We start from the raw sequence: 22,139 nt of genomic DNA on the forward strand, positions 1-22,139 counted from the left end.
TCAATACCGCGCAGTGTAGGTCCAATGACCGGCGATGTAAAACTTTGCTCACCCCTGGTGCTCTCTTCGTGTATACTCCTCACCCTTATAAAAGTCCCTTTCAAAAAAGGCGCCGGTGCTTTACAAAGCAGCAGTAGTTGCAGTAAAATTCCGCACCATTTTGAAATAAGCTGGCATTGCGGCCAGCGGCAAACCGAATTAATCAAAGGTGAGAGGCACATGCCGGTAATTAAAGTACGTGAAAACGAGCCGTTCGACGTAGCTCTGCGTCGCTTCAAGCGTTCCTGCGAAAAAGCAGGTGTTCTGGCGGAAGTTCGTCGTCGTGAGTTCTATGAAAAACCGACTACCGAACGTAAGCGCGCTAAAGCTTCTGCAGTGAAACGTCACGCGAAGAAACTGGCTCGCGAAAACGCACGCCGTACTCGTCTGTACTAATCTGTTGAGAGCGACGCTCTCAATTCAGACCGAGTTGTAGTTGTAAGGCCGTGCTTCCGAAAGGAATGCGCGGCTTATTTTCGTTTATAGTCATCAGAAATAACGGGGCTTATGGCTGGACGAATTCCACGTGTATTTATTAGCGATCTGCTTGCCAGAACCGACATCGTCGATCTGATCGATGCGCGGGTAAAGCTGAAAAAGCAGGGCAAAAATTTTCACGCGTGCTGTCCGTTCCATAACGAAAAAACCCCCTCTTTCACCGTCAACGGTGAAAAACAGTTTTACCACTGCTTCGGCTGCGGGGCGCACGGCAATGCTATCGATTTCCTGATGAACTACGACAAGCTCGAGTTCGTGGAAACGGTCGAAGAGCTGGCCGCCATGCACAACCTCGAAGTGCCTTATGAAGCAGGCAACGGACCCAGCCAGATAGAGCGCCATCAACGGCAGAACCTCTACCAGTTACTGGATGGTCTGAATACGTTTTATCAACAGTCTCTGATGCAACCCGCCGCCGACCCTGCGCGCCAGTACCTGGCAAAACGGGGGTTAAGCAGCGAGGTGATTACGCGCTTTGCCATCGGCTATGCTCCCCCAGGTTGGGATAACGTTTTAAAACGTTTTGGCGGCAATCAGGAAAACCGCCAGTCGCTTATTGATGCCGGCATGCTGGTCACTAACGATCAGGGACGCAGTTACGATCGCTTCCGCGAACGGGTAATGTTTCCCATCCGCGATAAGCGAGGCCGGGTGATTGGGTTTGGCGGACGGGTGCTGGGCGATGCCCTGCCGAAGTATCTCAACTCCCCGGAAACCGACATATTCCATAAAGGCCGTCAGCTGTATGGCCTGTATGAAGCGCAGCAGGACAACCCCGAACCACCGCGGTTGCTGGTTGTCGAAGGCTATATGGACGTCGTGGCGCTGGCGCAGTACGACATCAACTATGCTGTCGCCTCGCTGGGTACCTCGACCACGGCCGACCATATCCAGCTGCTGTTCCGGGTGACCAATAACGTCATCTGCTGCTACGACGGCGACCGGGCCGGCCGCGATGCCGCCTGGCGCGCGCTGGAGACGGCGCTGCCGTACATGACCGATGGTCGCCAGCTGCGCTTTATGTTTCTGCCTGACGGCGAAGACCCGGATACGCTGGTGCGTAAAGAGGGCAAAGCGGCGTTCGAGGCGCGGATGGAGCAGGCTCAGCCGCTCTCCACGTTCTTGTTTAACAGTCTGCTGCCGCAGGTCGACCTCAGCACGCCGGACGGGCGCGCGCAGCTGAGCACGCTGGCGCTGCCGCTGATAACCCAGGTGCCGGGCGAAACCCTGCGCATCTATTTGCGTCAGGAGCTGGGCAACAAGCTGGGCATTTTAGATGACGCCCAGCTTGAACGTTTAATGCCAAAACAGGCGGAAAATGGCGCGCCGCGCCCCGCACCACAGCTAAAACGCACGACCATGCGTATACTGATAGGACTGCTGGTGCAAAACCCGGATCTGGCGCCGTTAGTCCCACCGCTGGAAGGGCTGGACTCGCGCAAAATGCCGGGGCTGAGCCTGTTCGGCGAGCTGGTGAAAAGCTGTCTGGCGCAGCCTGGTCTGACAACCGGGCAACTTTTAGAGCAATATCGCGGCACAAAAGAGGCCGCAACCCTTGAAAAACTGTCGATGTGGGACGATATAGCAGATAAAGATATCGCTGAACAAACCTTCACCGACTCGCTCAACCATATGTTTGATTCACTGCTGGAACTGCGACAGGAAGAGTTGATAGCTCGCGATCGCACACACGGTTTAAGCAGTGAGGAACGCCGGGAGCTCTGGACCATCAGCCAGGAGCTGGCGAAGAAATAAATGACAGACTCAGTCATTCACGTTGCATTGATGCAGCAGCAGAACGCAGAGCAACGTGAAGGACACCGTATTTAACGGCTTAAGTGCCGAGTATCGATCGGGAAGCCCCCGACAGCCGCGCAGAGGCGCAGCGGCAATAATATAAGTACGCCCTCGCTTTAAATGTCGACAGCCCGCCTGCCGACACCAATCAAACGAATTAAGTGTGGATACCGTCTTATGGAGCAAAACCCGCAGTCACAGCTGAAGCTTCTTGTCCAACGTGGTAAGGAGCAAGGCTATCTGACCTATGCCGAGGTCAATGACCATCTGCCGGAAGATATCGTCGATTCCGATCAGATCGAAGACATCATCCAAATGATCAACGACATGGGCATTCAGGTGATGGAAGAAGCACCGGATGCCGATGATCTGATGCTTGCCGAAAACACCGCGGATGAAGATGCTGCCGAAGCCGCCGCGCAGGTGCTCTCCAGCGTGGAATCCGAAATCGGGCGCACGACCGACCCGGTGCGCATGTACATGCGTGAAATGGGTACCGTAGAGCTGCTGACCCGTGAAGGCGAAATCGACATCGCCAAACGCATCGAAGACGGCATCAACCAGGTGCAGTGCTCCGTTGCCGAATATCCGGAAGCGATCACCTACCTGCTTGAGCAGTACGACCGCGTTGAAGCGGAAGAAGCCCGTCTGTCCGATCTGATCACCGGTTTCGTCGATCCGAACGCCGAAGAAGATATGGCGCCGACCGCCACCCACGTTGGCTCCGAGCTGTCTCAGGAAGAGATGGATGACGACGAAGACGAAGACGAAGATGAAGACGCCGACGACAACAGCGATGACGACAACAGCATCGACCCTGAGCTGGCCCGTGAGAAGTTCGCCGAGCTGCGTACCCAGTACGAGCTGACGCGCGACACCATCAAAGCCAAAGGTCGTAGCCATGCCGCCGCCCAGGAAGAGATCCTGAAGCTGTCTGAAGTCTTCAAGCAGTTCCGCCTGGTGCCGAAGCAGTTCGATTACCTGGTCAACAGCATGCGCAGCATGATGGATCGCGTTCGTACTCAGGAACGTATCATCATGAAGCTGTGCGTTGAGCAGTGCAAAATGCCGAAGAAAAACTTCATCACCCTGTTCACCGGCAACGAAACCAGCGAAACCTGGTTCAACGCCGCGGTGGCGATGAACAAGCCGTGGTCCGAGAAGCTGCTGGAAGTGAAAGAAGACGTGCAGCGCGGCCTGCAGAAGCTGCAGCAGATCGAAGAAGAGACCGGCCTGACCATCGAGCAGGTGAAGGATATCAACCGTCGCATGTCCATCGGTGAAGCGAAAGCCCGCCGGGCGAAGAAAGAGATGGTGGAAGCGAACCTGCGTCTGGTTATCTCGATCGCCAAGAAATACACCAACCGCGGTCTGCAGTTCCTCGACCTGATTCAGGAAGGCAACATCGGTCTGATGAAAGCGGTTGATAAGTTCGAATACCGTCGCGGCTATAAGTTCTCGACCTACGCCACCTGGTGGATCCGTCAGGCCATTACCCGCTCCATCGCGGATCAGGCGCGCACCATCCGTATTCCGGTGCATATGATTGAGACCATCAACAAGCTCAACCGTATCTCCCGCCAGATGCTGCAGGAGATGGGCCGTGAACCGACCCCGGAAGAGCTGGCTGAGCGCATGCTGATGCCGGAAGACAAGATCCGTAAAGTGCTGAAGATCGCCAAAGAGCCTATCTCCATGGAAACGCCGATCGGCGACGATGAAGATTCGCATCTGGGGGATTTCATCGAGGATACCACCCTCGAGCTGCCGCTGGATTCCGCGACCACCGAGAGCCTGCGCGCGGCAACGCACGACGTGCTGGCCGGCCTTACCGCTCGTGAAGCGAAAGTCCTGCGTATGCGTTTCGGTATCGACATGAATACCGACCACACGCTGGAAGAAGTGGGTAAACAGTTCGACGTTACTCGCGAACGTATCCGTCAGATCGAAGCGAAGGCGCTGCGTAAACTGCGCCACCCGAGCCGTTCTGAAGTGCTGCGTAGCTTCCTCGACGATTAATCGTCGCCAGCCGGTTAAAAAGCTCCCTGCGGGGAGCTTTTTTTATGGCGTTTCGCTGGTCGCTCGGGGAAAGTCGCCCCTCTCCGCTACTGGCCGCGGGTCGCCAGGGCATCATCCAGTTCACGATAGGCCGCCACCAGCTTATCGAGCGTCGCCCGGTTTAAGCCGCTGGGATTGGGCAGCACCCACACCTGGGTCGTGCCGATGGTCATGGCCTGTTTCCCCCACTTCGCGCCGCGCTGGTTAAAGGCCAGCTCGAAGGCCTGCTTGCCGAGCACCGCCAGCGCCTGCGGCTGATACTCCTCAATCTTCCTCACCAGCTCACGGCCGCCGCTGCGCAGCTCCTGCAGGGCGACCTCGCTGGCCTGCACCGTCGGACGCTCAACCAGCATGGTGATGCCGCAGCGCGTATCCAGCAGCTGCAGCTCCTCTTCCGGCCTGAGCTGTCGGTCGGTAAACCCGGCCTGATGGATGACCTTCCAGAAGCGATTGCCAGGATGGGCAAAATGAAAGCCGGTATGGGCGGAGGACTTCCCCGGGTTGATACCGCAAAAGACAACGCGCAGGCCCGGCGCAAGGATATCGCTAATCATGTTTTCTCCGGCTGTATGGCTAAAACATGATTATAAAGGATTGAAAATGCATTGTTTATAAAAACAGCAGCTGCGCGCTTTACGCTGGATTGCAACCGTCAGTTACTTTATAATCCCTCGCTACGGCCCCTTAGCTCAGTGGTTAGAGCAGGCGACTCATAATCGCTTGGTCGTTGGTTCAAACCCAACAGGGGCCACCAGATATCAAGGGCTTACGTGAAAACGTAGGCCCTTTTCCTTTTCCAGACGCCCCTGAAAAGAGCAGAATCCGGTCAGCCACCGGCCAAACCCGGACCTTCGCTTATGCCGGCAGGCGCCGAAGACGCCCGCCGGGTCTGCCGCAATGTATCAGCCCACCTCTCAGGAGGTCGGTAACGCCATCATGTGGTACTTATTGCCATTGAAGTGAAAGAAACCGACGTCCTCAAACTGGTTGCGGGTATGAAATGCATACGAGCGCGGGTTCAGCACATTGACAAAGGTAACGATGACGGGATAACGCGGTGCAAACACCTTGCGTTGATACTCAAGCAGCATCTCGCCTACGCCCTGGCCACGATACTCTTCTGCGACACAGATGGGGCCATACTGGTATGAGCTAACCGCATCCAGATTTTTTCCCTGGTAGTGATATTCATTGAGAATACTTGCCATGTATTTAAACATGGGCCAGGGGCTGAGAAATTCCCACGATCCACCAAGCAACAGGCCAATGACCTTGTCGCATGTACTATCAACCGCAATCACCACACCACTTTCGGCTGAACGCAGTTCATTTAACTGCTGCTCCGTCATATCGGTGGTGACAAATCCATTCGCCCGTTGCTCTCCCGCAAGATTTTTTGCGTGATAGCGCTCCAGCAGTTGTTTCACCTCTGGAATGTCAGAGTCTTGCGCCAGCCGCACGACGATATTTTCATTGCCCATTGCCATTTCATACTCCTGTAAAATATTTTACTGAAAGCGTCACCATCATCGCACCCACGGTGACAAAGAGAACTTTACGGATAATTTCACCATTGGTTTTAATGGCATGCAGACTGCCAATGTGATTACCAGCCAGGCTGGCAATAATCATCGGAATGCCGATTAAATAAGCCATCTTACCGGCAATCGCAAAGGCAACAAACGCCCCTATATTGGATGCAAAATTAAAGATTTTGCTGGTCGCGGATGCCTGCAGCAGTCCAAACTTATTAATAACCGTTAAGGCAATGATGAAAAGGCTACCGGTCCCAGGGCCAAAAAAACCATCATAAAAACCCACGATAAAACACACTACAAAGATTGCCAGAAAGTTAGTCCTGGCAGAGTCGTCTGCGGACTCTTTAATTTTTCCCTTAATCGTTGCTGCGAGTAAACCAACGGGTAATAGCACCACAATGACGATCGATAAGGTCTCCACAGGCAAAAGTAATATCACCTTCGCGCCCACATAGGCTCCCGCCAGGGCAGAAATTAATCCCGCAGGGATAACGCGCCAGATAACAGACTTATTTTTAACAAAGTTCTTAATGGCAGCGATGGTGCCTATAGTACTGACCAGTTTTTCCTGTCCCAGCGCAAGCTGAGGTGGTAGCCCTGTCAGGATAAAGGCTGGAATTAACACGAGTCCAGCACCGCCCGCAATCGCATCAATATAGCCCGCGATAAATGATGCAATAACCAGTAGGATCACCCCGAGAACAAGGTAATGAGCAATAACGCTTCCCTCAATGAACATTGAGTGATTAACTAAATCTGACATTTTTTGTTCCGTTATAGTGTGCGCAGGTGGTGGAGACAAAGTGAAGAATCGACAAGCTGCGTATCAGTTGGTCTGTGTTTCATAGCAAAAACCCGCAATAACCACCTGTCCGTGCCATCAAAACGAGGTTCAAAAGCATTTCTGGTATGCATTGTTCTTTGGTTTAAAAAAGTCACTGCATACCCTGGCTCCAGCGGAACATTGAACCACAGGTCATGTTCCAGGGTGATAAATCGCATTTTTTCCAGCGCGGCTTCGGCTTCGAGAGTCATACCTTGAGTATTGTGCCAGTCAAATCGTGAATACCAGACACCGTTGTCGCTCACAATAATCGGCACCTTCTCAATACTGGATCCCTCTGTAAAGCTGGCTGGCCGTTTAATCCTGAAGGCGGGGCTGGCAAGAATAGCGATATCCTTATCAGAAAGCCTCTTCAGAATCTGATCCAGTTTTAACAGACTGGTGTGAACGCCTTCCTCTTTCCTGAGACACAACAAACTCAGAGTGTCAGGACAGCCGCCAAGTCGGTTAGACGGCGTCTCGCCGGTAATGTACAGATCGGGATTATCGACATGCGGGTAAAAGTCATACTTAGCCCCCTGAGAACTTATTTTCTCTTCTGCCTGGAGCATCGGGCAGACATGCCTTATAAGATGTCCGTTATTTTCGCCCTGATAGACGACGGGCCATAGGCCGGCCTGAAAATGTGCAGAAAGATAAGCGCCATGTAACGCTGCATTTTTTGACTCGACATAATCAGCATAAGAGGGAACGACGGGGGTTTGAGTGATTTCTTGTGCATCAAAGTGTGGCAATTTCCATATTACATAACAGTCCTCTTCAAGCCTTTTCCTGAATTCGTCTGTTGGTATGGGAAGCGCATCTTTGATGCGGTCGGCGATTGATAGAATAATTCCATTCTTCATAAACATACCCTGTCCTGAAGCTACCAGTATAATAAGATTTATTTCACTATTTCTCTGAATTGTTCATTCAGATATTTCCATTTCATTCTAAATAGTGCGGTTAATTTATAACGCAGATTTATTAATCCCTTCAAGGTAGCGGATAAAATCCAGACGATCTTTCTATCTTTAGCGCTGACTACAAACCTTTAAATTTTAATCACATAATTTTTACAAAATATTATCCTGTGAGCCATTAGCTGAATCAGTTCAGCTAAATACTGTCAATGATTCATTAATAACAAATAGAAATAAGATATATCAATATTAGCAATGCTACTGGATACGACGTTTCTCAAGTCAGGTCAGCGATGCGGGCAACTGCGCATTCCTATCCCTGCTGCCCTCAGGATCGTTCATGTCGAACGGCCCGACTTTACGGTAGCGTTCGATTGGTCGACCATCAGGGCGTGGCGCGATATCGGTATCCCCATAGACCGGTTGTGTTGTCAGGGATAAAAAACAGCGATTGCATAACTACTGTCTCCCTTGCGATGAGCATGGCCGCGATTGCATAAATGGCTAACGCAAGCGAGAAACGGCACTATGCAAATTTTTTAGTTAAGCTCATCCTTTTTCCCGGCGACATCTGGTCAACCCTGGCATGCATGACAAATGTTGGTGAATTGCTTATCCGCAATGAGTGTGGCATAACACCAGTCCAGAATAGAAAGATGTCGTTTTTTATATTGTTGGCGCCACATCGAGGATTTATTGATGCAATTAACGGTTCTGGTTGATAATAATACATTAATTGACAGGTACCTTATCGGTGAACCTGGTGTGTCTTATCTGATTGAGTATGATAGTCAAAAAATCCTTTTCGATACGGGATATTCAGATGTTTTCCTGCAAAATGCGCAAACGTTGAAAATAGATTTGACCAGTATCGATAGTATCGTGTTATCCCATGGCCATAACGATCATACCTGGGGACTCAATCATTTAACCCAATATTATGATCGACTCAACTTCACTCCCGAGAAGAAGATAAACTTAATCTGCCATCCAGATGCATTAAGCCCAAAGTATTTTGATGAAAAATCTATAGGGATAAACTACAGATTCGATAAAAATGATCTCTTCTTCAACAAAGTTTGCAGCCAAAAACCTTATCCACTCACTGAAAACATCATCTTCCTTGGTCAAATACCAAGGGACAATAAATTCGAGATGCTGACACCGGTAGGCCAAACGGTGGATGAGACAGGCGAAATGACTGATGATTACGTTATGGATGATTCTGCGCTGGCAATAAAGACAGAAGATGGACTGGTGGTAGTCACAGGCTGTTCTCACGCGGGAATAGCTAACATTATTGAATATGCGAAACAGGTTACCGGAGAACATCACATTGTTTCGGTCATTGGCGGGTTCCATTTGCAAAATGCTGATGAAGATCGCCTCACACAGACAGGGGATTACCTCAAAGCATTGTCCCCGGGCTCCGTCTATCCATGCCATTGTACCGATCTTGCGGCGAAGGTTAGCCTGGCGCGTTTTATCAAAATTAACGAGGTCGGCGTTGGATTAACGCTGAATTTTTCTGCCGCCGGGAACTAAATGTGAAGCGCGCAGATGACAGCGCCTCTGGATGCCATTTGCGCCGGCGCCAACCCGACGCCAGCGAGCAAGGCCTGCGACGCCCTGTCGCAAAAAGCGGACCGCTGCCGATCCCCGGCGCAGGAATGGGCTGCTAACTGCACATTTAGTCACTTTTTCTGCCGCTTTATCGCGGTCGCTTAATTTAGCGACCGCACCTGCTGGTAGGAATTGAGCCGTTCACGCAGCGAAGTCAGCCAGGCATCTGGCTCCTGACGGCAGATTTCGGTGAGGATCGGCGTCAGCACCAGCTCGGCTTCATGGAAGTCGGTCCACTCCGGCGGCTGCAGGGAAAAAGGATCGTTCATCAGCCAGATCACCATCGGCGTCCAGGTGCGCGGATCCAGCTGCAGATAATCCTGACAGCGCATCATATCGCGCGTCCGCGCCTCAGCGGGCGAGGCGTCCTTTCCCACCGCGGCGCTACTCATTGCCACGAGTATTATTCCTGCCATTAGACGTTTCCAAACCCATTTTTTCCAAAGGGAGAGCTTCACTTTTGCCATTGTTATTATTTTACCTGCCAGTTGTCACCGGACGATATTCCCGGCAACTCACCTTAAAAAGAGCAGATTAATCGTTTGCATTTTTTTTAATACCAGACAGCGCTGAAGTAAGCGAACGCCTGTTCCTACAGCTGTCATCCAGATATGCAAATATATTCAGCGAAGGGTTCGCCCAGAATATCTTCCCCGGGCGAAAACGATTTGTGTTACAATTGCGCCTTATTACGGCATCGATAAAAATAACCCCCGCCGCACCTGCACCAGACATCGCCCTTCTTTTTCATATCAGGATTTACGCCCCCATGAATGCGATAATCATTGACGATCATCCATTGGCACGTATCGCCATTCGCAACCTACTCGATACCAACGGTATTACCGTCGCGGCAGAGCTCGACAGCGGCGCTCATGCGGTGCAGGCCGCCGAAACGATGCAGCCTGACCTGCTGATCGTTGACGTCGATATTCCGGAGCTCAGCGGCATCGACGTTCTTGAGCAGCTGCGCAAACGCCGCTACCAGGGAAAAATTATCGTCATTTCCGCCAAAAATGAACGGTTCTACGGCAAACGCAGCGCCGACTGCGGGGCCAATGGTTTTGTGAGTAAAAAAGAGGGAATGAATAATATCCTCGCCGCGATCGAGGCGGCCAATAATGGCTACAGCTATTTCCCCTTTTCACTGGAGCGCTTCTGCACCCACGGCATCACCGATCAGGACCGGCTGGATACGCTGTCAACGCAGGAGATGAAAGTCTTCCGCTATATCCTCAGCGGCGTCGACTACACCACCATCGGCAGCAAAATGAATATCAGCAATAAGACGGTCAGCACCTATAAGGTCCGTCTGATGGATAAATTAGGCTGCAGCTCCCTGCTTGAGCTTTATGACTTTGCGCAACGCAATAAAATAGGGTGATGCCATGGTCGTTCGTCTTATTTTATCCCTGATTGTCGGACTGGCGCTAAGCCACTCCCCCGCCGCGTTTGCCATGAAGCAACTGGAGCTGAAAAGCCATGCCCACATTGCGGCAATCGACATTCCGCTTAACGATACGGAAAAGGTCTGGCTGGCCGCCCGGCCGACGCTGACCGTCGGCACCTGGCTGCCTGAGATGACGCCTATCGTCTACGACAGCGACGAGGAGAGCTATCAGGGAATTAACGCCGACTATCTGGCGCTAATGGCGCACAGCCTCGGGTTGAAGGTGGTTATCCGCCAATATGACACCGAGCAGCAGGCGCTGGCCGCCCTGGCCGACCGCCAGGTGGATACCCTGCTCACTCAGGTGGCGCACCGGGATGCGCTCGTCCCGGGACTGACGCACACCGCACCGCTGATCAAAACCTGGCCGACGCTGGTCACCTCGCTAAAATCCCCCCTGCCGCCGCTGACCACCGACCGCCGCGTCACGCTGGCCTGCACCCGCGATTGCGCCTTTTTCGATATCATTCAGCAGGCGTTTCCCAACGCCAAAATCACCCTTTACGATAGCGACTATCAGGCTCTCGCCTCGGTGGTCAGCGGCGAGAATCAGTATTTCATCGGCAATAACATCACCACCGGCCACTGCATCTCGAAATATTTCTCGCAATCGCTGGTCATCGCACACTATTTTCGTCAGCAGGAGCAGCACAACCGCTTTGTCACCCGCGAGGATCGACCGGCGCTGCACCAGCTCCTTGACCGTTTTATCCACGCTATCGACAGCGATACCGCGATGCGGATCATGCAAAACTGGCTCAACCGCGGCGATCTGTCATTTCTCAATACGCCGCTATCCTTTAGCGCCGAAGAGCAGCGCTGGCTACAGAAGCATCGTCGCGTCCGCCTGCTGGTCAACCCCTACTTTCCGCCTTTTACTCTGGTGGATGACGAGGACGAGCTGCGCGGCATTATGGCCGATATGCTGAATATTTTCTCGCTACAGACCGGGCTGCAGTTTGACCCCATCCTGGTGCGCAACCGTCAGGATCTGGCAAAGCGGATGGAAAAAGAGGACTGGGCGATCATGCCCGCCGCGACCCTGACACCACAGCCGCAGGCCTACGTCACCCTCAGCGACCCGCTGATTAACGTGGCTTTTGTGCTGGTCGCCCGCGGCAGCGCCCCCGACCCACATCTGCTGGCCCGCCCGGCGCGGATCGCCCTGCCAGTGGGGCCAATCGCCGCCCACGACCTGAAAGCGCGCTTTCCACAGGTTGACTGGGTGGAGACGGATAACGTTGGCGTCGCGATGAAGATGGTGGAGGAAGGCGAGGTGGATGCCGCGGTAGCGTCGGAGCTTTCCGCCCGCTATATGATCGACCACTATTATCCACAGGGTCTGCACTACGCCCGCATCGACGGACTCCCGGTCGCCGCCATTCGGCTGGCGATCCCGCGCGATGAGCCGGTGCTGGCCGCCATCCTCAGCAAAGCGCTGCAGGCCATTCCGCCGCGGGATATTCTGCAGATGACCGAGAAGTGGTCGAAAATTTCCAGCCAGCAAATAGAGAACTGGAGCCAGTACAGCCGCCAGTTTTACCAGCTGATCGCCTTCGCGCTGGTGCTGATCGCCATCAGCCTCGGCTGGGGACTCTCCCTGTGCCGGGAAGTGCGCAAACGTAAAGACTCTCAGCAGCGACTGGAGGAGGAGCTGGCGCAGAAGGAGGCCCTCTCCTGCGCCCTGGAGCGGGAAAAAGACAAAGCGATTCAGGCGACAAAAGCCAAGAGTCGCTTTCTGGCCAGCATGAGCCACGAGCTGCGCACGCCGGTGAGCGCCATCGTCGGCTTTCTGGAACTGCTGGCGAAACCGGAGCTGAACGTCGGTCAGCGTAAAGAGGCGATCGAGCTGGCGGGGTCGACGGCGCAAACCCTGCTGGGGCTGATCGGTAATATTCTCGATATCGACAAGATTGAGTCGGGAAAATACCAGATCACCCCGCAGTGGAGCGAGGTCGCACAGGTCGTGTCGCAGCAGTGTCACACCTTCGGCGCGCTGGCGCAGCAAAAGGGGATCGCGCTCCACGACCATAACGCGCTACAGGAGGGGACCATGCTGTGGATCGACCCGCAGGCGCTGCGGCAAATCCTCAATAATCTCATCGGCAATGCGCTGAAGTTTACCACCGAGGGCGCGATTCAGGTCGACTGCCGGCTGACGCAAGCGGATGAGACGCAGGGGGAGCTGACCCTCATCATTAGCGACAGCGGCTGCGGGATCGGAGAAGAAGAGCAGACCACTCTCTTTCACCGTTATGCCCAGGCGCGCCAGGGGCGCAAACAGACCGGTTCCGGCCTGGGTCTGGTCATTTGCCAGGAGCTGGTCGCACTCATGCAGGGCCGACTGGAGATGGTTAGCCATCCTGGCGTGGGGACCACCTTCACCATCATCCTGCCAGTCAAGGTGAGTCGCTGCGCCGTTCGCGCGCCGAAGGCGTTGCCGGCCAGGCAGCAGGCCTTGCCCGGGCTGTCGATATTGATAGCCGACGACCATCCCACCAACCGGCTGCTGCTCAAGCGCCAGCTCAGCACTATCGGCTATAGCGTCGATGAAGCCTGCGACGGTGAAGAGGCGGAGAATAAGCTCGCTGGCAAACATTACGATCTGCTGATCACGGACCTCAATATGCCGAAGAAAGATGGCCTGACGCTGGCGGCGTCGCTACGTCGGCGCTACCCGGACCTGATGATTTGGGGGGTGACCGCCAGCGCGCTGCCGCAGTCGCGGGAGGCCTGTCTGGCCAGCGGCATGAATATGTGTCTGTTTAAGCCGGTGTCGGTACAGACGCTGAGCCACGAGCTGAGCCGTTTAGCGGTGGGCCACGCATCGCCAAACGTCGCCCGACACCTGCGGCTCAGCGTGCTGACCGAAAATACCGGGGGAGACCAGGCGCTGATGACTGAGATGCTGGAGACGTTCCGCGATGCGTCGGCCGCGGATTTACAGGCTGCCGGACAGGCAATCGCCCGGCATGAGCCGCAGATCTTTCTGCGAGCGCTGCACCGTCTGCACGGTTCAGCGCAAATTCTGGGGATTACTGCGCTGCAAGCGCTGTGCGCCCCTTTTGAGGCGAAGCGGCCTGACTCGCTAACGCCGGCAAGCTGTCTGGAGGTGGTACAGCGCATCACCGGCGTCATACGCGAGATCGACGACGAAATCGACGCCCTGATCGGCCGCTAGCCGTTCCGGTCGGGCAGTCCGCCTGCCCGACCGTTAAGGGGACATCCTTGTCAGTTTCTTCCTCTGCGCTCTCTCAGGGTGGAACAGGTATCAGTTGCCTGCCACCAGCATCTCGCTGTCCACCACGATGCCCTCTTCAGCGCCTTTCAGCACCAGATTCGCTTCGTAATATTTTCCAGCTTTCAGCAGGTCTTGCGCCTGCGCCACCGCCTTACGGGTCTGGTTGAGCGGCATCAGATACTGGTTCTCAATTACGCCAATACCGGCCAGACGGAGGGTATCGATAGCCCCTTTCTGATCGCCTTTCGCCAGTTTTTCGTTAGCGGATTTAATGGCACTCTCTTTTTCCGGCGTGGCTACATAGTCTTCAGACAGAGCGATAGAGGCGTTAATGACCACATAGCGATCGGCGATCATTTTGGCTTTAGCATCGGTTTTCACAAACTTCGCCCAGCTGGCGTCATCGGCGGCCAGCAGCGCGGCGGCGTCGTCAGTCAGTTTTTTTGCGCTATCCGGCTGGCCATGGAACAGCGCCAGACGGGCGAACTGGACATCGCGCATCGCGTTCGCGCCCTGCACTGCCACCTGCAGCACATCGGCGGCTTCTTTCTGCACCTGCGCTGTGGCTGCCGCGGCTGGCGCTGCCGTCGCGCTATCTGCTGCCCACACCGGAGAGGTACCCATCATGGTTGCCAGCAGGCTCGCCAGAATGACTTTTTTCATCGTTAACTCCTGATTAAAATCGGTAAGCATCACCAAACGCAGCCAGCTTAAAAAATATCGTGGGCATTGAGAATCAGAGCCCGGAAGGAATATTGCGGGCCTTGTCTGACAGCTGTCAGACAAGGCGTATAAAGTCACTTCAGCGCTCTTATTTACGCCTGCCGATAGCGCAGCCTACTATTTTCCTCAGACCTTTCTTTTGGCCCGCTGAATAAAGCATGACGCATTTTATTCAGCGTCAGGCCGGCAACCGGGATCTGCGGAGCAATTATGTTTATGTTTAGCCATTACACCTTAAATGCGTTTAACCCACGCGTCTTGATTCGATATAAACGGCATGCCGGCTTGATGGCCGCGCTGCTGTTTATCTGCGGGGCCTGTTGCCTGGCCTGGCCGCTGGTCGCCGGCTGGTATCTCGCCACGGTGACCGGCATGTTGTTGATGATCTGCGGCTTCTACTCACTGTACAGCCTGATCGTCTTCCGCCAGCAGCACTGGAAATCACGCCTGGTGGCGCTGATCTTCGCCATCGCCTGGATCGTGCTCGGCCTGAGCTTTGTCGTTAATCCTCTTAACGGCATGTGCAGCCTGGCCCTCTTATTCGGCTTTTTATTTGTTCTCGGCGGTATTTCCCGCATCGTCAACGGATGTCAAACCCGAAAACAAAGCGGCGCCGGCTGGAATATTTTTATCGGCCTGTTGGATTTACTTATCGCCTGCCTGTGGCTGGCCATGAATCCGCAGCAAAGCTGGATATTTATTACCGCCTTTATCGGCGTTGAAATGATATTTAGCGCCATCGGCTTGCTGGTCCTGCGCAATAAAATGAAGCACGCCCAGGCTTAAGCCCTATTTTGTCACTGGAGAAGAAAATGAATTTGCCTAAAGCACTCGTACTGACCGTAGCGGCCACCACATTCTGTCTGATGACCAGCCCGGCGTTCGCGGTTCTGGAAACCACACCGCAGAATATGACCTGTCAGGAGTTTATGGATATGAACCCAAAAAGCATGACCCCGGTGGCCTTCTGGGTGGTGAACCGCAACACCGACTTCAGCGGCGGGGACTACGTCGACTGGCATGAAGTCGAGACCGTCTCGGTGCCGAAAATGTTGCAGCAGTGCCACAAGAACCCCGCCGCCAAACTCGGCGAGCTCAATGCGATCATCAAGAAGTAACCCTGATCCCCGGCGACTCGCCGGGGGAAGTTAACCTCGTTGCCCGCCGTGATGCGGCGGGCCCCGTCTCACTCATCGCTAGCGCATTCGCACGGCAGATGGTGGCCGATAAGCTTGCGGTATAAAAACGCTCCCATAATCGCCCCCACCACCGGCGCCAGCAGCGGCACCCAAAAGTAGGGTATCGACTGCCCGCCGGTAAAGGCCATCGCGCCCCAGCCGGCCAGACTGGTAAACAGTTTAGGGCCAAAATCACGCGCCGGATTCAGCGCAAAGCCGGTTAGCGGCCCCATCGACGCGCCGATCACGGCGATCAGCAAGCCAATCAGCAACGGCGCCAGCGGCCCGCGCGGGATGCCATTGCCGTCGTCGGTCAGAGCCATGATCATCGCCATCAGGATCGCCGTGATGGTGGTCTCTACGGCAAACGCCTGCCAAAAGGTGATATGCGGATGCGGGTAGGTGGAAAAGACCCCGGCCAGGTTAAGGCTGGCGACGGTACCGCGAACGATATGCTGGCTCTGTTCAAGATCGAGAAACAGCTGACGATAGAGCCCGTACACCAGGGCGGCGGCGCAGAATGCCCCGGCCGTCTGGGCGACAATAAACGGCAGTACTTTACGGCGTTCAAAACAGGCGAACAGCCACAGGGCAATAGTGACGGCCGGATTAAGGTGCGCGCCGGAGACGCCAGCCGTCAGATAGATGGCCATGGCGACGCCGAGGCCCCAGATAATACTGATTTCCCACTGGCCAAAGCTGGCTCCGGCGACCCGCAGCGCAGCGACACAGCCCGCGCCGAAGAAAATGAGCAGTCCGGTGCCAAGAAACTCGGCCACGCACTGCCCGGTTAAGCTAGAAGTCTGGTTCATCATTGGCATCCTGAAATAGCACGTTATAGAGAGAGGCTGGCGCGAGCGCCGGCTTAATCGGCATGACCGGCCAGCACCAGCCCGGTGGCGACCGCATTGCGCGGCCCTTCTGTTCCCCGAATGTTGCCCTGCCCGGCGACCACGCCGTAGTGCGACAGGGCGTCGGTGATCAGCTGCGGGATCTCAAAATCCAGCGATGAGCCGCCCACCAGCACCACAAAGGCGATATCGCGAATGGAACCGCCGGGGGAGACCTGGCGCAGCGCGCGCAGGCAGTTGGTAACAAACACTTTCTCCTTCGCCTGGCGGCGCACAAGACGAATTTTTTCCAGCGGGCTGGCGTTATCGATCGGCACCAGTTCGCCCTCCTTGATGTACACCACTTTGGCGAACACCGCCGGGCTGAGGGCTTCCCGGAAGAACTCCACTGCGCCATTCTCGTGGCGGATACTGAACAGGCTTTCCACTTTGGCCAGCGGGTATTTTTTTATCGCTTCCGCCTGCGAAAGATCCTCGAGACCCAGCTCGGTTTTAATCAGCAGGCTGACCATATTTCCCGCCCCGGCGAGATGCACCGCGGCGATCTGCCCCTCCGCGCTGACGATCGCCGCATCCGTCGAACCGGCGCCGAGGTCGAGGATCGCCAGCGGCGCCGCACAGCCCGGCGTGGTTAACGCCCCGGCGATGGCCATGTTGGCTTCCACGCCGCCCACGACCACCTCAGTCTGGAGTCGGGCGCTCAGCTCACGGGCGATAACCTGCATCTGCAGACGATCCGATTTCACCATCGCCGCTATCCCGACGGCATTCTCCATGGCGCACTCCCCAGCCATCCCGCCCTGCACCTTGCGCGGAACAAATGTATCCACCGCCAGCAGATCCTGGATGTAAATCGCGCTCATCTCATGGCCGGTCAGGGACGCCATCACCTTGCGCACCCGCTCGAGCATGCCGCCGGCGTGGGTGCCCGGTTCGCCGCGGATGTCGCGTAACGGAGCGCAGGCGCTTATCGCCTGCATGATCGCCTCCGCGCCCTCGGCGACATCGGCTTCTCCACGGCGCTTTTCGCCGCTGATGTAGATCTTGCCCGCCGGGATCACCCGCGACTGCACGTCGCCCTGGGGGGTCTTGAGCACCACCGCTGAGCGGTTGCCAATCAGCGCGCGGGCGATGGGGACGATGGCCTGGGTCTCCTCCGGGCTCAGCCCAAAGAAGGTGGCGATGCCGTAGGGATTCGACAGGATCCGCACCACCTGCCCCGGCGCGGCTACCTCCACCGCCGCCATCACCCCCTCGGGCACGTGCTCCAGGAGCGTCACTTCATCCACCACCGGCAGGGTTTTGCGCAGGCGGTTGTTCACCAGCACGCCGTCGTCCTTTTTGAGGATCGCCGCCACCACGTTGATCCCGCGGTCGATCGCCTCATTGAGCCACCACACGGCGTCAAGGAAATCGACAGCGTCGTCAATCAGCGCGATCCACCCCTCGGCATACTGCGCCGCCGGCAGCGTCGCCAGCCGGCCGAGGGCGATGGTCGTCCCCACGCCGACGCCCACCCCGCCCGGGGTCTGCGGGTTATGACCGATCATGGTTGACTCGGTGATAATGGTCTCGGTGATGGTCTCCATCGCCACATCGCCAATGACCGGCGCGGCTTCGTTAAGATAGATGCGAGACACATCGCGCATTGACCATGGCGTTTTCGCCAGAGCCTGCTCCAGCGCGGCGAGGGTCCCGGCGATATTGTCCCGCGTCCCTTTCATGCCCGTCGTCGCGACGATCCCGCTGGCAACAAACGTCCTCGCCTGCGGGTCGTCGGACGCCAGCGCCACCTCGGTGGTGGCGTTGCCGATATCAATCCCGGCTATTAACGGCATACTGACCTCCGCTTAGCTTCCTTTACGCAGCTTATGCCGCTGCTGATACACTTCCGCCGCCTCCCGGACAAAGGCGGCATTCACCGTCGCATGCCAGGTGTGCTCAAGCTCGTCGGCGATCGCCAGCAGCTCCGCCTGCGAGGAGCGGAACGGGCGCAGCGCGTTATAGATAGCCAGAATGCGCTCGTCAGGGATGGCGATAAGCTCCGCCGCGCGGCGAAAATTGCGCGCCACCGCATGGCGCTGCATCTGCTCGGCAATCTGCGCCTGGTACTCAAGGGTTTGCCGGGAGATCCGCACATCCTGCGGGCCCACCTCGCCAGAGAGCACTTTCTCGAGGGTGATGTCGGTCAATGGTTTGCCGGTGGGCGTCAGGATATGCTCCGGGCAGCGGGTAGCTAACGGATAATCCTGCACGCGCATGGTTTTCTCGCTCATGGTCACTCCCTTACTAAGTCGACGTGCAGGGTGACGGGCTCGGCGTCCTGCACCACATGTTTGGTCTCTTTGATATGAAACAGGGCGGCTTTGGCCATAAATTTCGGCCGCACCATCTGGTCGTTCACCACCGGCACCGGCGAAGGTGACTCGTTGCGCGCATAGCGCGCGGCGTTTTTGCCAATCTGCCGGTAGGTCTCCAGCGTCAGCAGCGGCGCCTGGGAGAACAGCTCCAGGTTGCTGAGCGGCAGCAGATCGCGCTGATGGATGACCGTGGTGCCCTTCGACTGGATACCGATGCCGATCCCCGAGCCGCTCAGGTTCGCCGCATCCCAGGCCATAAAGGAGACGTCGGACGTGCGCAAAATGCGCACCACTCGGGCGTGAAGTCCCTCTTCCTCCACCCCGGCAATCAGCTCTTTAAGGATCGCGCCATGGGGCATATCGATCAGGGTGTGATGCTGGTGTTTATCGAAGGCGGGGCCGACGCCGATCACCACTTCATCGGCGCGTTCATCGGCAGAAGCCGCCCCGCCCTCGCGGGTTTTCAGGGTAAAAGAGGGCTGAATTTGGGTTGTCTGTTGCACAGGAATACCGCCTTATTCAATGGTGTCGGGCTGGACCACGCCCGGAATATTTTTGATCTCCGCCCAGCGTTCGGCGGAGATGCGATAGCCGGTGCCCGGCCCCTGATAGTCATTGATGTCGTTGACCGCGCTCACCACCTCGAACTGTCGATCGAGAATGGCCGAGGTCTGCAGGTAATCGCCGGTGACCCGCTGGCGCAGCATATTGAGAATATTGCTGGCGATATCCTCAAAGCCGCTGCGGCTCAGCGCGCCGACAATATCGAGGCCGGTAATATTGCGCTTCATCATCTCTTCCACCGCGTTCAGGTCCTCCACCACGTTACGCGGCGGCATCTCGTTGCTGCCGTGCGCGTAGGTGGCGGCCTCCACCTCCTCGTCGGCGATCGGCGGCAGCCCCAGCTCGCGAAAGACCGCCTGGATCGCCCGCGCCGCTTTCTGGCGAATGGCGATGGTTTCCGCCTCGGTCACTGGACGCAGTCCACCGTCAACCATCAGGTCGCGCTGCAGGATGTTGTAATCATCAAAATCTTCCGCATCGAAGTTCGAGCCGGCGAACATGTTGTCGTAGTTCGGCACCGCGCTGTAGCCGGAGAAAATAAAGTCGGTGCCCGGCAGCATCTGCATCAGGGTGCGCGCGGTGCGGCGGATATCCGAGTGGGAGAAGGTCTGGTCGTTGGCCGAGGCCACTTCGAGGTCGAGCATGGAGGCGATCAGATTTTCCGCCAGCACCGCCCGAATGCCCGAGGGCACGGCGCCGGTCATGCCGATGCAGCTCACCGCCCCGTTCTGTAGACCCTGCACCCCGGCGCCTTTGGTAATGAAGATGCAACGCGATTCGAGGTAGAGCATCGACTTGCTCTCCGAATAGCCCATCAGCGCTTCGGAGCCGGTGCCGGAGGTGTAGCGCATTTTCAGCCCCCGGGAGGCGTAGGCCGAGGCGAGGAACGCCTTTGACCATGGGGTGTCATCGCCGTCGGTAAATACCGCCTCGGTGCCGTAGACTGACACCGTCTCGGCGTAACTGGTTAAGCCACGCATGCCCAGTTCCAGCTCGGTGGCCTCTTCCACCGAGCATTGCGTCAACACGCCGGGGCGGCCGCACTGCGAGCCGACCAGCAGCGCCAGGGCGTTGAACGGGGCATAGCGCGCAATACCGACCGTGGTCTCCTGCTCGGAGAAGCCGCGGATCCCGGCCTCGGCGGCGTCGGCGGCAATCTGCACCGGATTATCCTTCAGGTTGGTGACATGGCACTGGTTGGAGGGCGTTCGGCGGGCGCGCATCTTTTGCAGCGCCATCATCATCTCCACCACGTTCATCTGCGCCATGACTTCAACCGCTTTGGCCGGCGTGATGGCGGTGGTGATGGCGATGATCTCCTCCCGGCTGACGTGGATATCCACCAGCATGCGGGCTATCTCCAGCGCCTCCAGACGCATCGCCTGCTCCGTGCGCTCAATGTTGATCGCGTAGTCGGCGATAAACCGGTCGATCATATCAAACTGGTCCCGGCGCTTGCCGTCCAGCTCGACGATCCGACCGTTTTCCACTTTGACCGACGAGACCGGGTCAAAGGGGCTTTCCATGGCGATCAGTCCCTCTTCAGGCCACTCGCCAATCAGCCCGTCCTGATTGACGGGGCGCTGGGCCAGTACTGCAAATCGTTTTGATCTTTTCATTGTTCATGGGCTCAAAAGGTGAAATCCGCAGACGGTAGCGAACACGCCGGGCCAGCGTCGCTGCCCGCCCGGCCATTACCGGCAATAGCGGAACTTTAAAGGAGCCACTGGTGAAAAAAATAAAATTAATTTTGTTTCAATCTGGCACGTTAAATCGGCAAACAGTTTCACTATGAAACCCCGCCGCAACGGCTAAAATAAAAAATGTGATCGCCAGCATTGATATAAATCAATTAATAAAAAAATCCCGCCATCGCGTTTTTCTGAGACCTTTTTTGACCTGTTGACTAAATCATGGCGGGCGACAAAATAACGCTGAGAAAAATAAATTAAGCCAACCGCGTGGCGATAGTTTTTTTACTTTCGCCCCCTACTGACTATTCGCGTCAGCATTACCCTGGCGCGGGAGATAATCATGAACAAGAGCCAACACATTCAGACTATCACCCTGGCCGCCGCCCAGAAAATGGCGGCAGCAGTGGAGAAAAAAGCTAATGAGATCAACGTAGCGGTGGTATTTTCCGTGGTTGACCGCGGCGGCAACACGCTGCTTGTCCAGCGGATGGACGAAGCCTTTGTCTCCAGCTGTGATATTTCGCTGAATAAAGCCTGGAGCGCCTGCAGCCTGAAACAAGGCACCCATGAAATTACGCCAGCGGTTCAGCCAGGACAATCTCTGTATGGTCTGCAGCTGACCAATCAACAGCGAATCATTATTTTTGGCGGCGGCCTGCCGGTTATTTTAAACCAGCAGGTAATTGGTGCCGTCGGCGTTAGCGGCGGTACGGTCGAGCAGGATCAATTATTAGCCCAGTGCGCCCTGGATTGTTTTTCCGCATTATAACCTGAAGCGA

At 55.9% G+C, this 22,139-nt stretch carries 20 protein-coding genes, 1 tRNA gene and 1 pseudogene; 11 read left to right on the forward strand and 11 right to left on the reverse strand.

Annotated elements, in window-relative coordinates:
* Positions 1 to 219 precede the first annotated feature (219 nt).
* The 3 genes from rpsU (at position 220) to rpoD (ending at position 4,353) form a co-directional block, all read left to right on the forward strand.
* Positions 220 to 435: a 30S ribosomal protein S21 gene (rpsU, locus tag ABLV04_RS12630; RefSeq protein ID WP_001144069.1), complete on the forward strand. Its 216-nt coding sequence runs from the start codon at positions 220 to 222 to the stop codon at positions 433 to 435.
* Between the two features lie 111 nt (positions 436 to 546).
* Positions 547 to 2,292 (forward strand): DNA primase, encoded by a 1,746-nt coding sequence (gene dnaG / locus ABLV04_RS12635; protein ID WP_017899733.1) that lies wholly within the window; start codon positions 547 to 549, stop codon positions 2,290 to 2,292.
* 219 nt (positions 2,293 to 2,511) lie between these two features.
* A complete protein-coding gene (rpoD, locus tag ABLV04_RS12640; RefSeq protein ID WP_004174339.1) occupies positions 2,512 to 4,353 on the forward strand; it encodes an RNA polymerase sigma factor RpoD in 1,842 nt (613 codons plus the stop codon).
* A gap of 86 nt (positions 4,354 to 4,439) precedes the next feature.
* Here the strand turns inward: rpoD and mug are convergent, their stop codons facing one another.
* Complete coding sequence (mug, locus tag ABLV04_RS12645; protein ID WP_002917636.1) at positions 4,440 to 4,946, reverse strand: G/U mismatch-specific DNA glycosylase; 507 nt, start codon at positions 4,944 to 4,946, stop codon at positions 4,440 to 4,442.
* Between the two features lie 124 nt (positions 4,947 to 5,070).
* Between mug and ABLV04_RS12650 the strand changes: the two genes are divergently transcribed.
* Positions 5,071 to 5,146, forward strand: a tRNA-Ile gene (locus ABLV04_RS12650).
* Positions 5,147 to 5,306: 160 nt separating this feature from the next.
* Here the strand turns inward: ABLV04_RS12650 and ABLV04_RS12655 are convergent.
* Genes ABLV04_RS12655 through ABLV04_RS12665 form a run of 3 tightly spaced genes read right to left on the reverse strand, consistent with a single transcriptional unit; the run spans position 5,307 to position 7,625 of the window.
* Complete coding sequence (locus ABLV04_RS12655; protein WP_064155335.1) at positions 5,307 to 5,879, reverse strand: GNAT family N-acetyltransferase; 573 nt, start codon at positions 5,877 to 5,879, stop codon at positions 5,307 to 5,309.
* 1 nt (position 5,880) lies between these two features.
* On the reverse strand, positions 5,881 to 6,693 hold the full coding sequence (locus ABLV04_RS12660) for a TSUP family transporter (RefSeq protein WP_223825684.1): 813 nt from the start codon (positions 6,691 to 6,693) through the stop codon (positions 5,881 to 5,883).
* A gap of 11 nt (positions 6,694 to 6,704) precedes the next feature.
* The gene (locus ABLV04_RS12665; RefSeq protein ID WP_050533727.1) at positions 6,705 to 7,625 is read right to left on the reverse strand and encodes a TauD/TfdA family dioxygenase; all 921 of its coding nucleotides are present in this window, start codon (positions 7,623 to 7,625) and stop codon (positions 6,705 to 6,707) included.
* A 750-nt stretch (positions 7,626 to 8,375) separates the two neighbouring features.
* Here ABLV04_RS12665 and ABLV04_RS12670 point away from each other — a divergent pair.
* Positions 8,376 to 9,221 carry an MBL fold metallo-hydrolase gene (locus ABLV04_RS12670; RefSeq protein ID WP_117136366.1) on the forward strand — a complete coding sequence of 282 codons (846 nt, stop codon included), beginning with the start codon at positions 8,376 to 8,378 and terminating at the stop codon, positions 9,219 to 9,221.
* Positions 9,222 to 9,251: 30 nt separating this feature from the next.
* Positions 9,252 to 9,329 (forward strand): annotated as a pseudogene (locus ABLV04_RS12675) (hypothetical protein); the annotation flags it as partial.
* Positions 9,330 to 9,400: 71 nt separating this feature from the next.
* Here ABLV04_RS12675 and ABLV04_RS12680 read toward each other — a convergent pair.
* Positions 9,401 to 9,766, reverse strand: a complete 366-nt coding sequence (locus ABLV04_RS12680; RefSeq protein WP_180266141.1) for an HdeA/HdeB family chaperone — start codon at positions 9,764 to 9,766, stop codon at positions 9,401 to 9,403.
* A gap of 302 nt (positions 9,767 to 10,068) precedes the next feature.
* Here ABLV04_RS12680 and evgA point away from each other — a divergent pair, with 302 nt between their 5' ends.
* Entirely contained in the window at positions 10,069 to 10,683 is a 615-nt protein-coding gene (gene evgA, locus ABLV04_RS12685) for an acid-sensing system DNA-binding response regulator EvgA (protein ID WP_023291050.1), read from the forward strand.
* Positions 10,684 to 10,687: 4 nt separating this feature from the next.
* Positions 10,688 to 13,930, forward strand: coding sequence for a transporter substrate-binding domain-containing protein (locus ABLV04_RS12690; RefSeq protein ID WP_180266142.1), 3,243 nt, complete (start codon positions 10,688 to 10,690; stop codon positions 13,928 to 13,930).
* A gap of 90 nt (positions 13,931 to 14,020) precedes the next feature.
* On the opposite strand, the gene ABLV04_RS12695 is transcribed toward ABLV04_RS12690, so the two are convergent.
* Entirely contained in the window at positions 14,021 to 14,683 is a 663-nt protein-coding gene (locus ABLV04_RS12695) for a YfdX family protein (protein ID WP_072096602.1), read from the reverse strand.
* A gap of 240 nt (positions 14,684 to 14,923) precedes the next feature.
* On the opposite strand from ABLV04_RS12695, the gene ABLV04_RS12700 reads away from it, so the two are divergent.
* Together ABLV04_RS12700 and hdeB are read left to right on the forward strand one after the other, a co-directional pair.
* Entirely contained in the window at positions 14,924 to 15,499 is a 576-nt protein-coding gene (locus ABLV04_RS12700) for an HdeD family acid-resistance protein (RefSeq protein WP_180266143.1), read from the forward strand.
* Positions 15,500 to 15,525: 26 nt separating this feature from the next.
* The gene (gene hdeB, locus ABLV04_RS12705; protein WP_165457458.1) at positions 15,526 to 15,831 is read left to right on the forward strand and encodes an acid-activated periplasmic chaperone HdeB; all 306 of its coding nucleotides are present in this window, start codon (positions 15,526 to 15,528) and stop codon (positions 15,829 to 15,831) included.
* A 68-nt stretch (positions 15,832 to 15,899) separates the two neighbouring features.
* Here hdeB and ABLV04_RS12710 read toward each other — a convergent pair whose 3' ends face one another.
* From ABLV04_RS12710 to ABLV04_RS12730, 5 genes are read right to left on the reverse strand one after another with little or no spacing between them, the layout of a single operon-like run.
* Positions 15,900 to 16,703: an MIP/aquaporin family protein gene (locus ABLV04_RS12710; RefSeq protein ID WP_044524799.1), complete on the reverse strand. Its 804-nt coding sequence runs from the start codon at positions 16,701 to 16,703 to the stop codon at positions 15,900 to 15,902.
* A gap of 53 nt (positions 16,704 to 16,756) precedes the next feature.
* Positions 16,757 to 18,580, reverse strand: coding sequence for a diol dehydratase reactivase subunit alpha (locus tag ABLV04_RS12715; RefSeq protein WP_048335365.1), 1,824 nt, complete (start codon positions 18,578 to 18,580; stop codon positions 16,757 to 16,759).
* A gap of 12 nt (positions 18,581 to 18,592) precedes the next feature.
* Complete coding sequence (locus ABLV04_RS12720) at positions 18,593 to 19,018, reverse strand: glycerol dehydratase small subunit DhaB3 (RefSeq protein WP_023291057.1); 426 nt, start codon at positions 19,016 to 19,018, stop codon at positions 18,593 to 18,595.
* Positions 19,019 to 19,020: 2 nt separating this feature from the next.
* Positions 19,021 to 19,605, reverse strand: a complete 585-nt coding sequence (locus tag ABLV04_RS12725) for a propanediol/glycerol family dehydratase medium subunit (RefSeq protein ID WP_023291058.1) — start codon at positions 19,603 to 19,605, stop codon at positions 19,021 to 19,023.
* Positions 19,606 to 19,617: 12 nt separating this feature from the next.
* Complete coding sequence (locus tag ABLV04_RS12730) at positions 19,618 to 21,285, reverse strand: propanediol/glycerol family dehydratase large subunit (protein ID WP_048298367.1); 1,668 nt, start codon at positions 21,283 to 21,285, stop codon at positions 19,618 to 19,620.
* A 415-nt stretch (positions 21,286 to 21,700) separates the two neighbouring features.
* Here ABLV04_RS12730 and ABLV04_RS12735 point away from each other — a divergent pair, with 415 nt between their 5' ends.
* Positions 21,701 to 22,129 (forward strand): heme-binding protein, encoded by a 429-nt coding sequence (locus ABLV04_RS12735; protein ID WP_023291060.1) that lies wholly within the window; start codon positions 21,701 to 21,703, stop codon positions 22,127 to 22,129.
* Positions 22,130 to 22,139: the final 10 nt, after the last annotated feature.

The sequence above is a fragment of the Klebsiella sp. JN_Kp127 genome (assembly GCF_040062505.1).
In the GTDB taxonomy this organism is placed as follows: domain Bacteria; phylum Pseudomonadota; class Gammaproteobacteria; order Enterobacterales; family Enterobacteriaceae; genus Klebsiella; species Klebsiella quasipneumoniae.

What these genes read in the sequence shown, in the direction of transcription:
- mug (WP_002917636.1), bottom strand. Translation starts at nt 4,946, where the DNA reads ATGATTAGCGATATCCTTGCGCCGGGCCTGCGCGTTGTCTTTTGCGGT.
- hdeB (WP_165457458.1), top strand. Translation starts at nt 15,526, where the DNA reads ATGAATTTGCCTAAAGCACTCGTACTGACCGTAGCGGCCACCACATTC.
- ABLV04_RS12710 (WP_044524799.1), bottom strand. Translation starts at nt 16,703, where the DNA reads ATGAACCAGACTTCTAGCTTAACCGGGCAGTGCGTGGCCGAGTTTCTT.
- rpsU (WP_001144069.1), top strand. Translation starts at nt 220, where the DNA reads ATGCCGGTAATTAAAGTACGTGAAAACGAGCCGTTCGACGTAGCTCTG.
- ABLV04_RS12700 (WP_180266143.1), top strand. Translation starts at nt 14,924, where the DNA reads ATGTTTATGTTTAGCCATTACACCTTAAATGCGTTTAACCCACGCGTC.
- rpoD (WP_004174339.1), top strand. Translation starts at nt 2,512, where the DNA reads ATGGAGCAAAACCCGCAGTCACAGCTGAAGCTTCTTGTCCAACGTGGT.
- ABLV04_RS12655 (WP_064155335.1), bottom strand. Translation starts at nt 5,879, where the DNA reads ATGGCAATGGGCAATGAAAATATCGTCGTGCGGCTGGCGCAAGACTCT.
- ABLV04_RS12690 (WP_180266142.1), top strand. Translation starts at nt 10,688, where the DNA reads ATGGTCGTTCGTCTTATTTTATCCCTGATTGTCGGACTGGCGCTAAGC.
- dnaG (WP_017899733.1), top strand. Translation starts at nt 547, where the DNA reads ATGGCTGGACGAATTCCACGTGTATTTATTAGCGATCTGCTTGCCAGA.
- ABLV04_RS12695 (WP_072096602.1), bottom strand. Translation starts at nt 14,683, where the DNA reads ATGCTTACCGATTTTAATCAGGAGTTAACGATGAAAAAAGTCATTCTG.
- ABLV04_RS12665 (WP_050533727.1), bottom strand. Translation starts at nt 7,625, where the DNA reads ATGTTTATGAAGAATGGAATTATTCTATCAATCGCCGACCGCATCAAA.
- ABLV04_RS12735 (WP_023291060.1), top strand. Translation starts at nt 21,701, where the DNA reads ATGAACAAGAGCCAACACATTCAGACTATCACCCTGGCCGCCGCCCAG.
- ABLV04_RS12720 (WP_023291057.1), bottom strand. Translation starts at nt 19,018, where the DNA reads ATGAGCGAGAAAACCATGCGCGTGCAGGATTATCCGTTAGCTACCCGC.
- ABLV04_RS12680 (WP_180266141.1), bottom strand. Translation starts at nt 9,766, where the DNA reads ATGGCAAAAGTGAAGCTCTCCCTTTGGAAAAAATGGGTTTGGAAACGT.
- ABLV04_RS12730 (WP_048298367.1), bottom strand. Translation starts at nt 21,285, where the DNA reads ATGAAAAGATCAAAACGATTTGCAGTACTGGCCCAGCGCCCCGTCAAT.
- ABLV04_RS12715 (WP_048335365.1), bottom strand. Translation starts at nt 18,580, where the DNA reads ATGCCGTTAATAGCCGGGATTGATATCGGCAACGCCACCACCGAGGTG.
- ABLV04_RS12670 (WP_117136366.1), top strand. Translation starts at nt 8,376, where the DNA reads ATGCAATTAACGGTTCTGGTTGATAATAATACATTAATTGACAGGTAC.
- ABLV04_RS12660 (WP_223825684.1), bottom strand. Translation starts at nt 6,693, where the DNA reads ATGTCAGATTTAGTTAATCACTCAATGTTCATTGAGGGAAGCGTTATT.
- evgA (WP_023291050.1), top strand. Translation starts at nt 10,069, where the DNA reads ATGAATGCGATAATCATTGACGATCATCCATTGGCACGTATCGCCATT.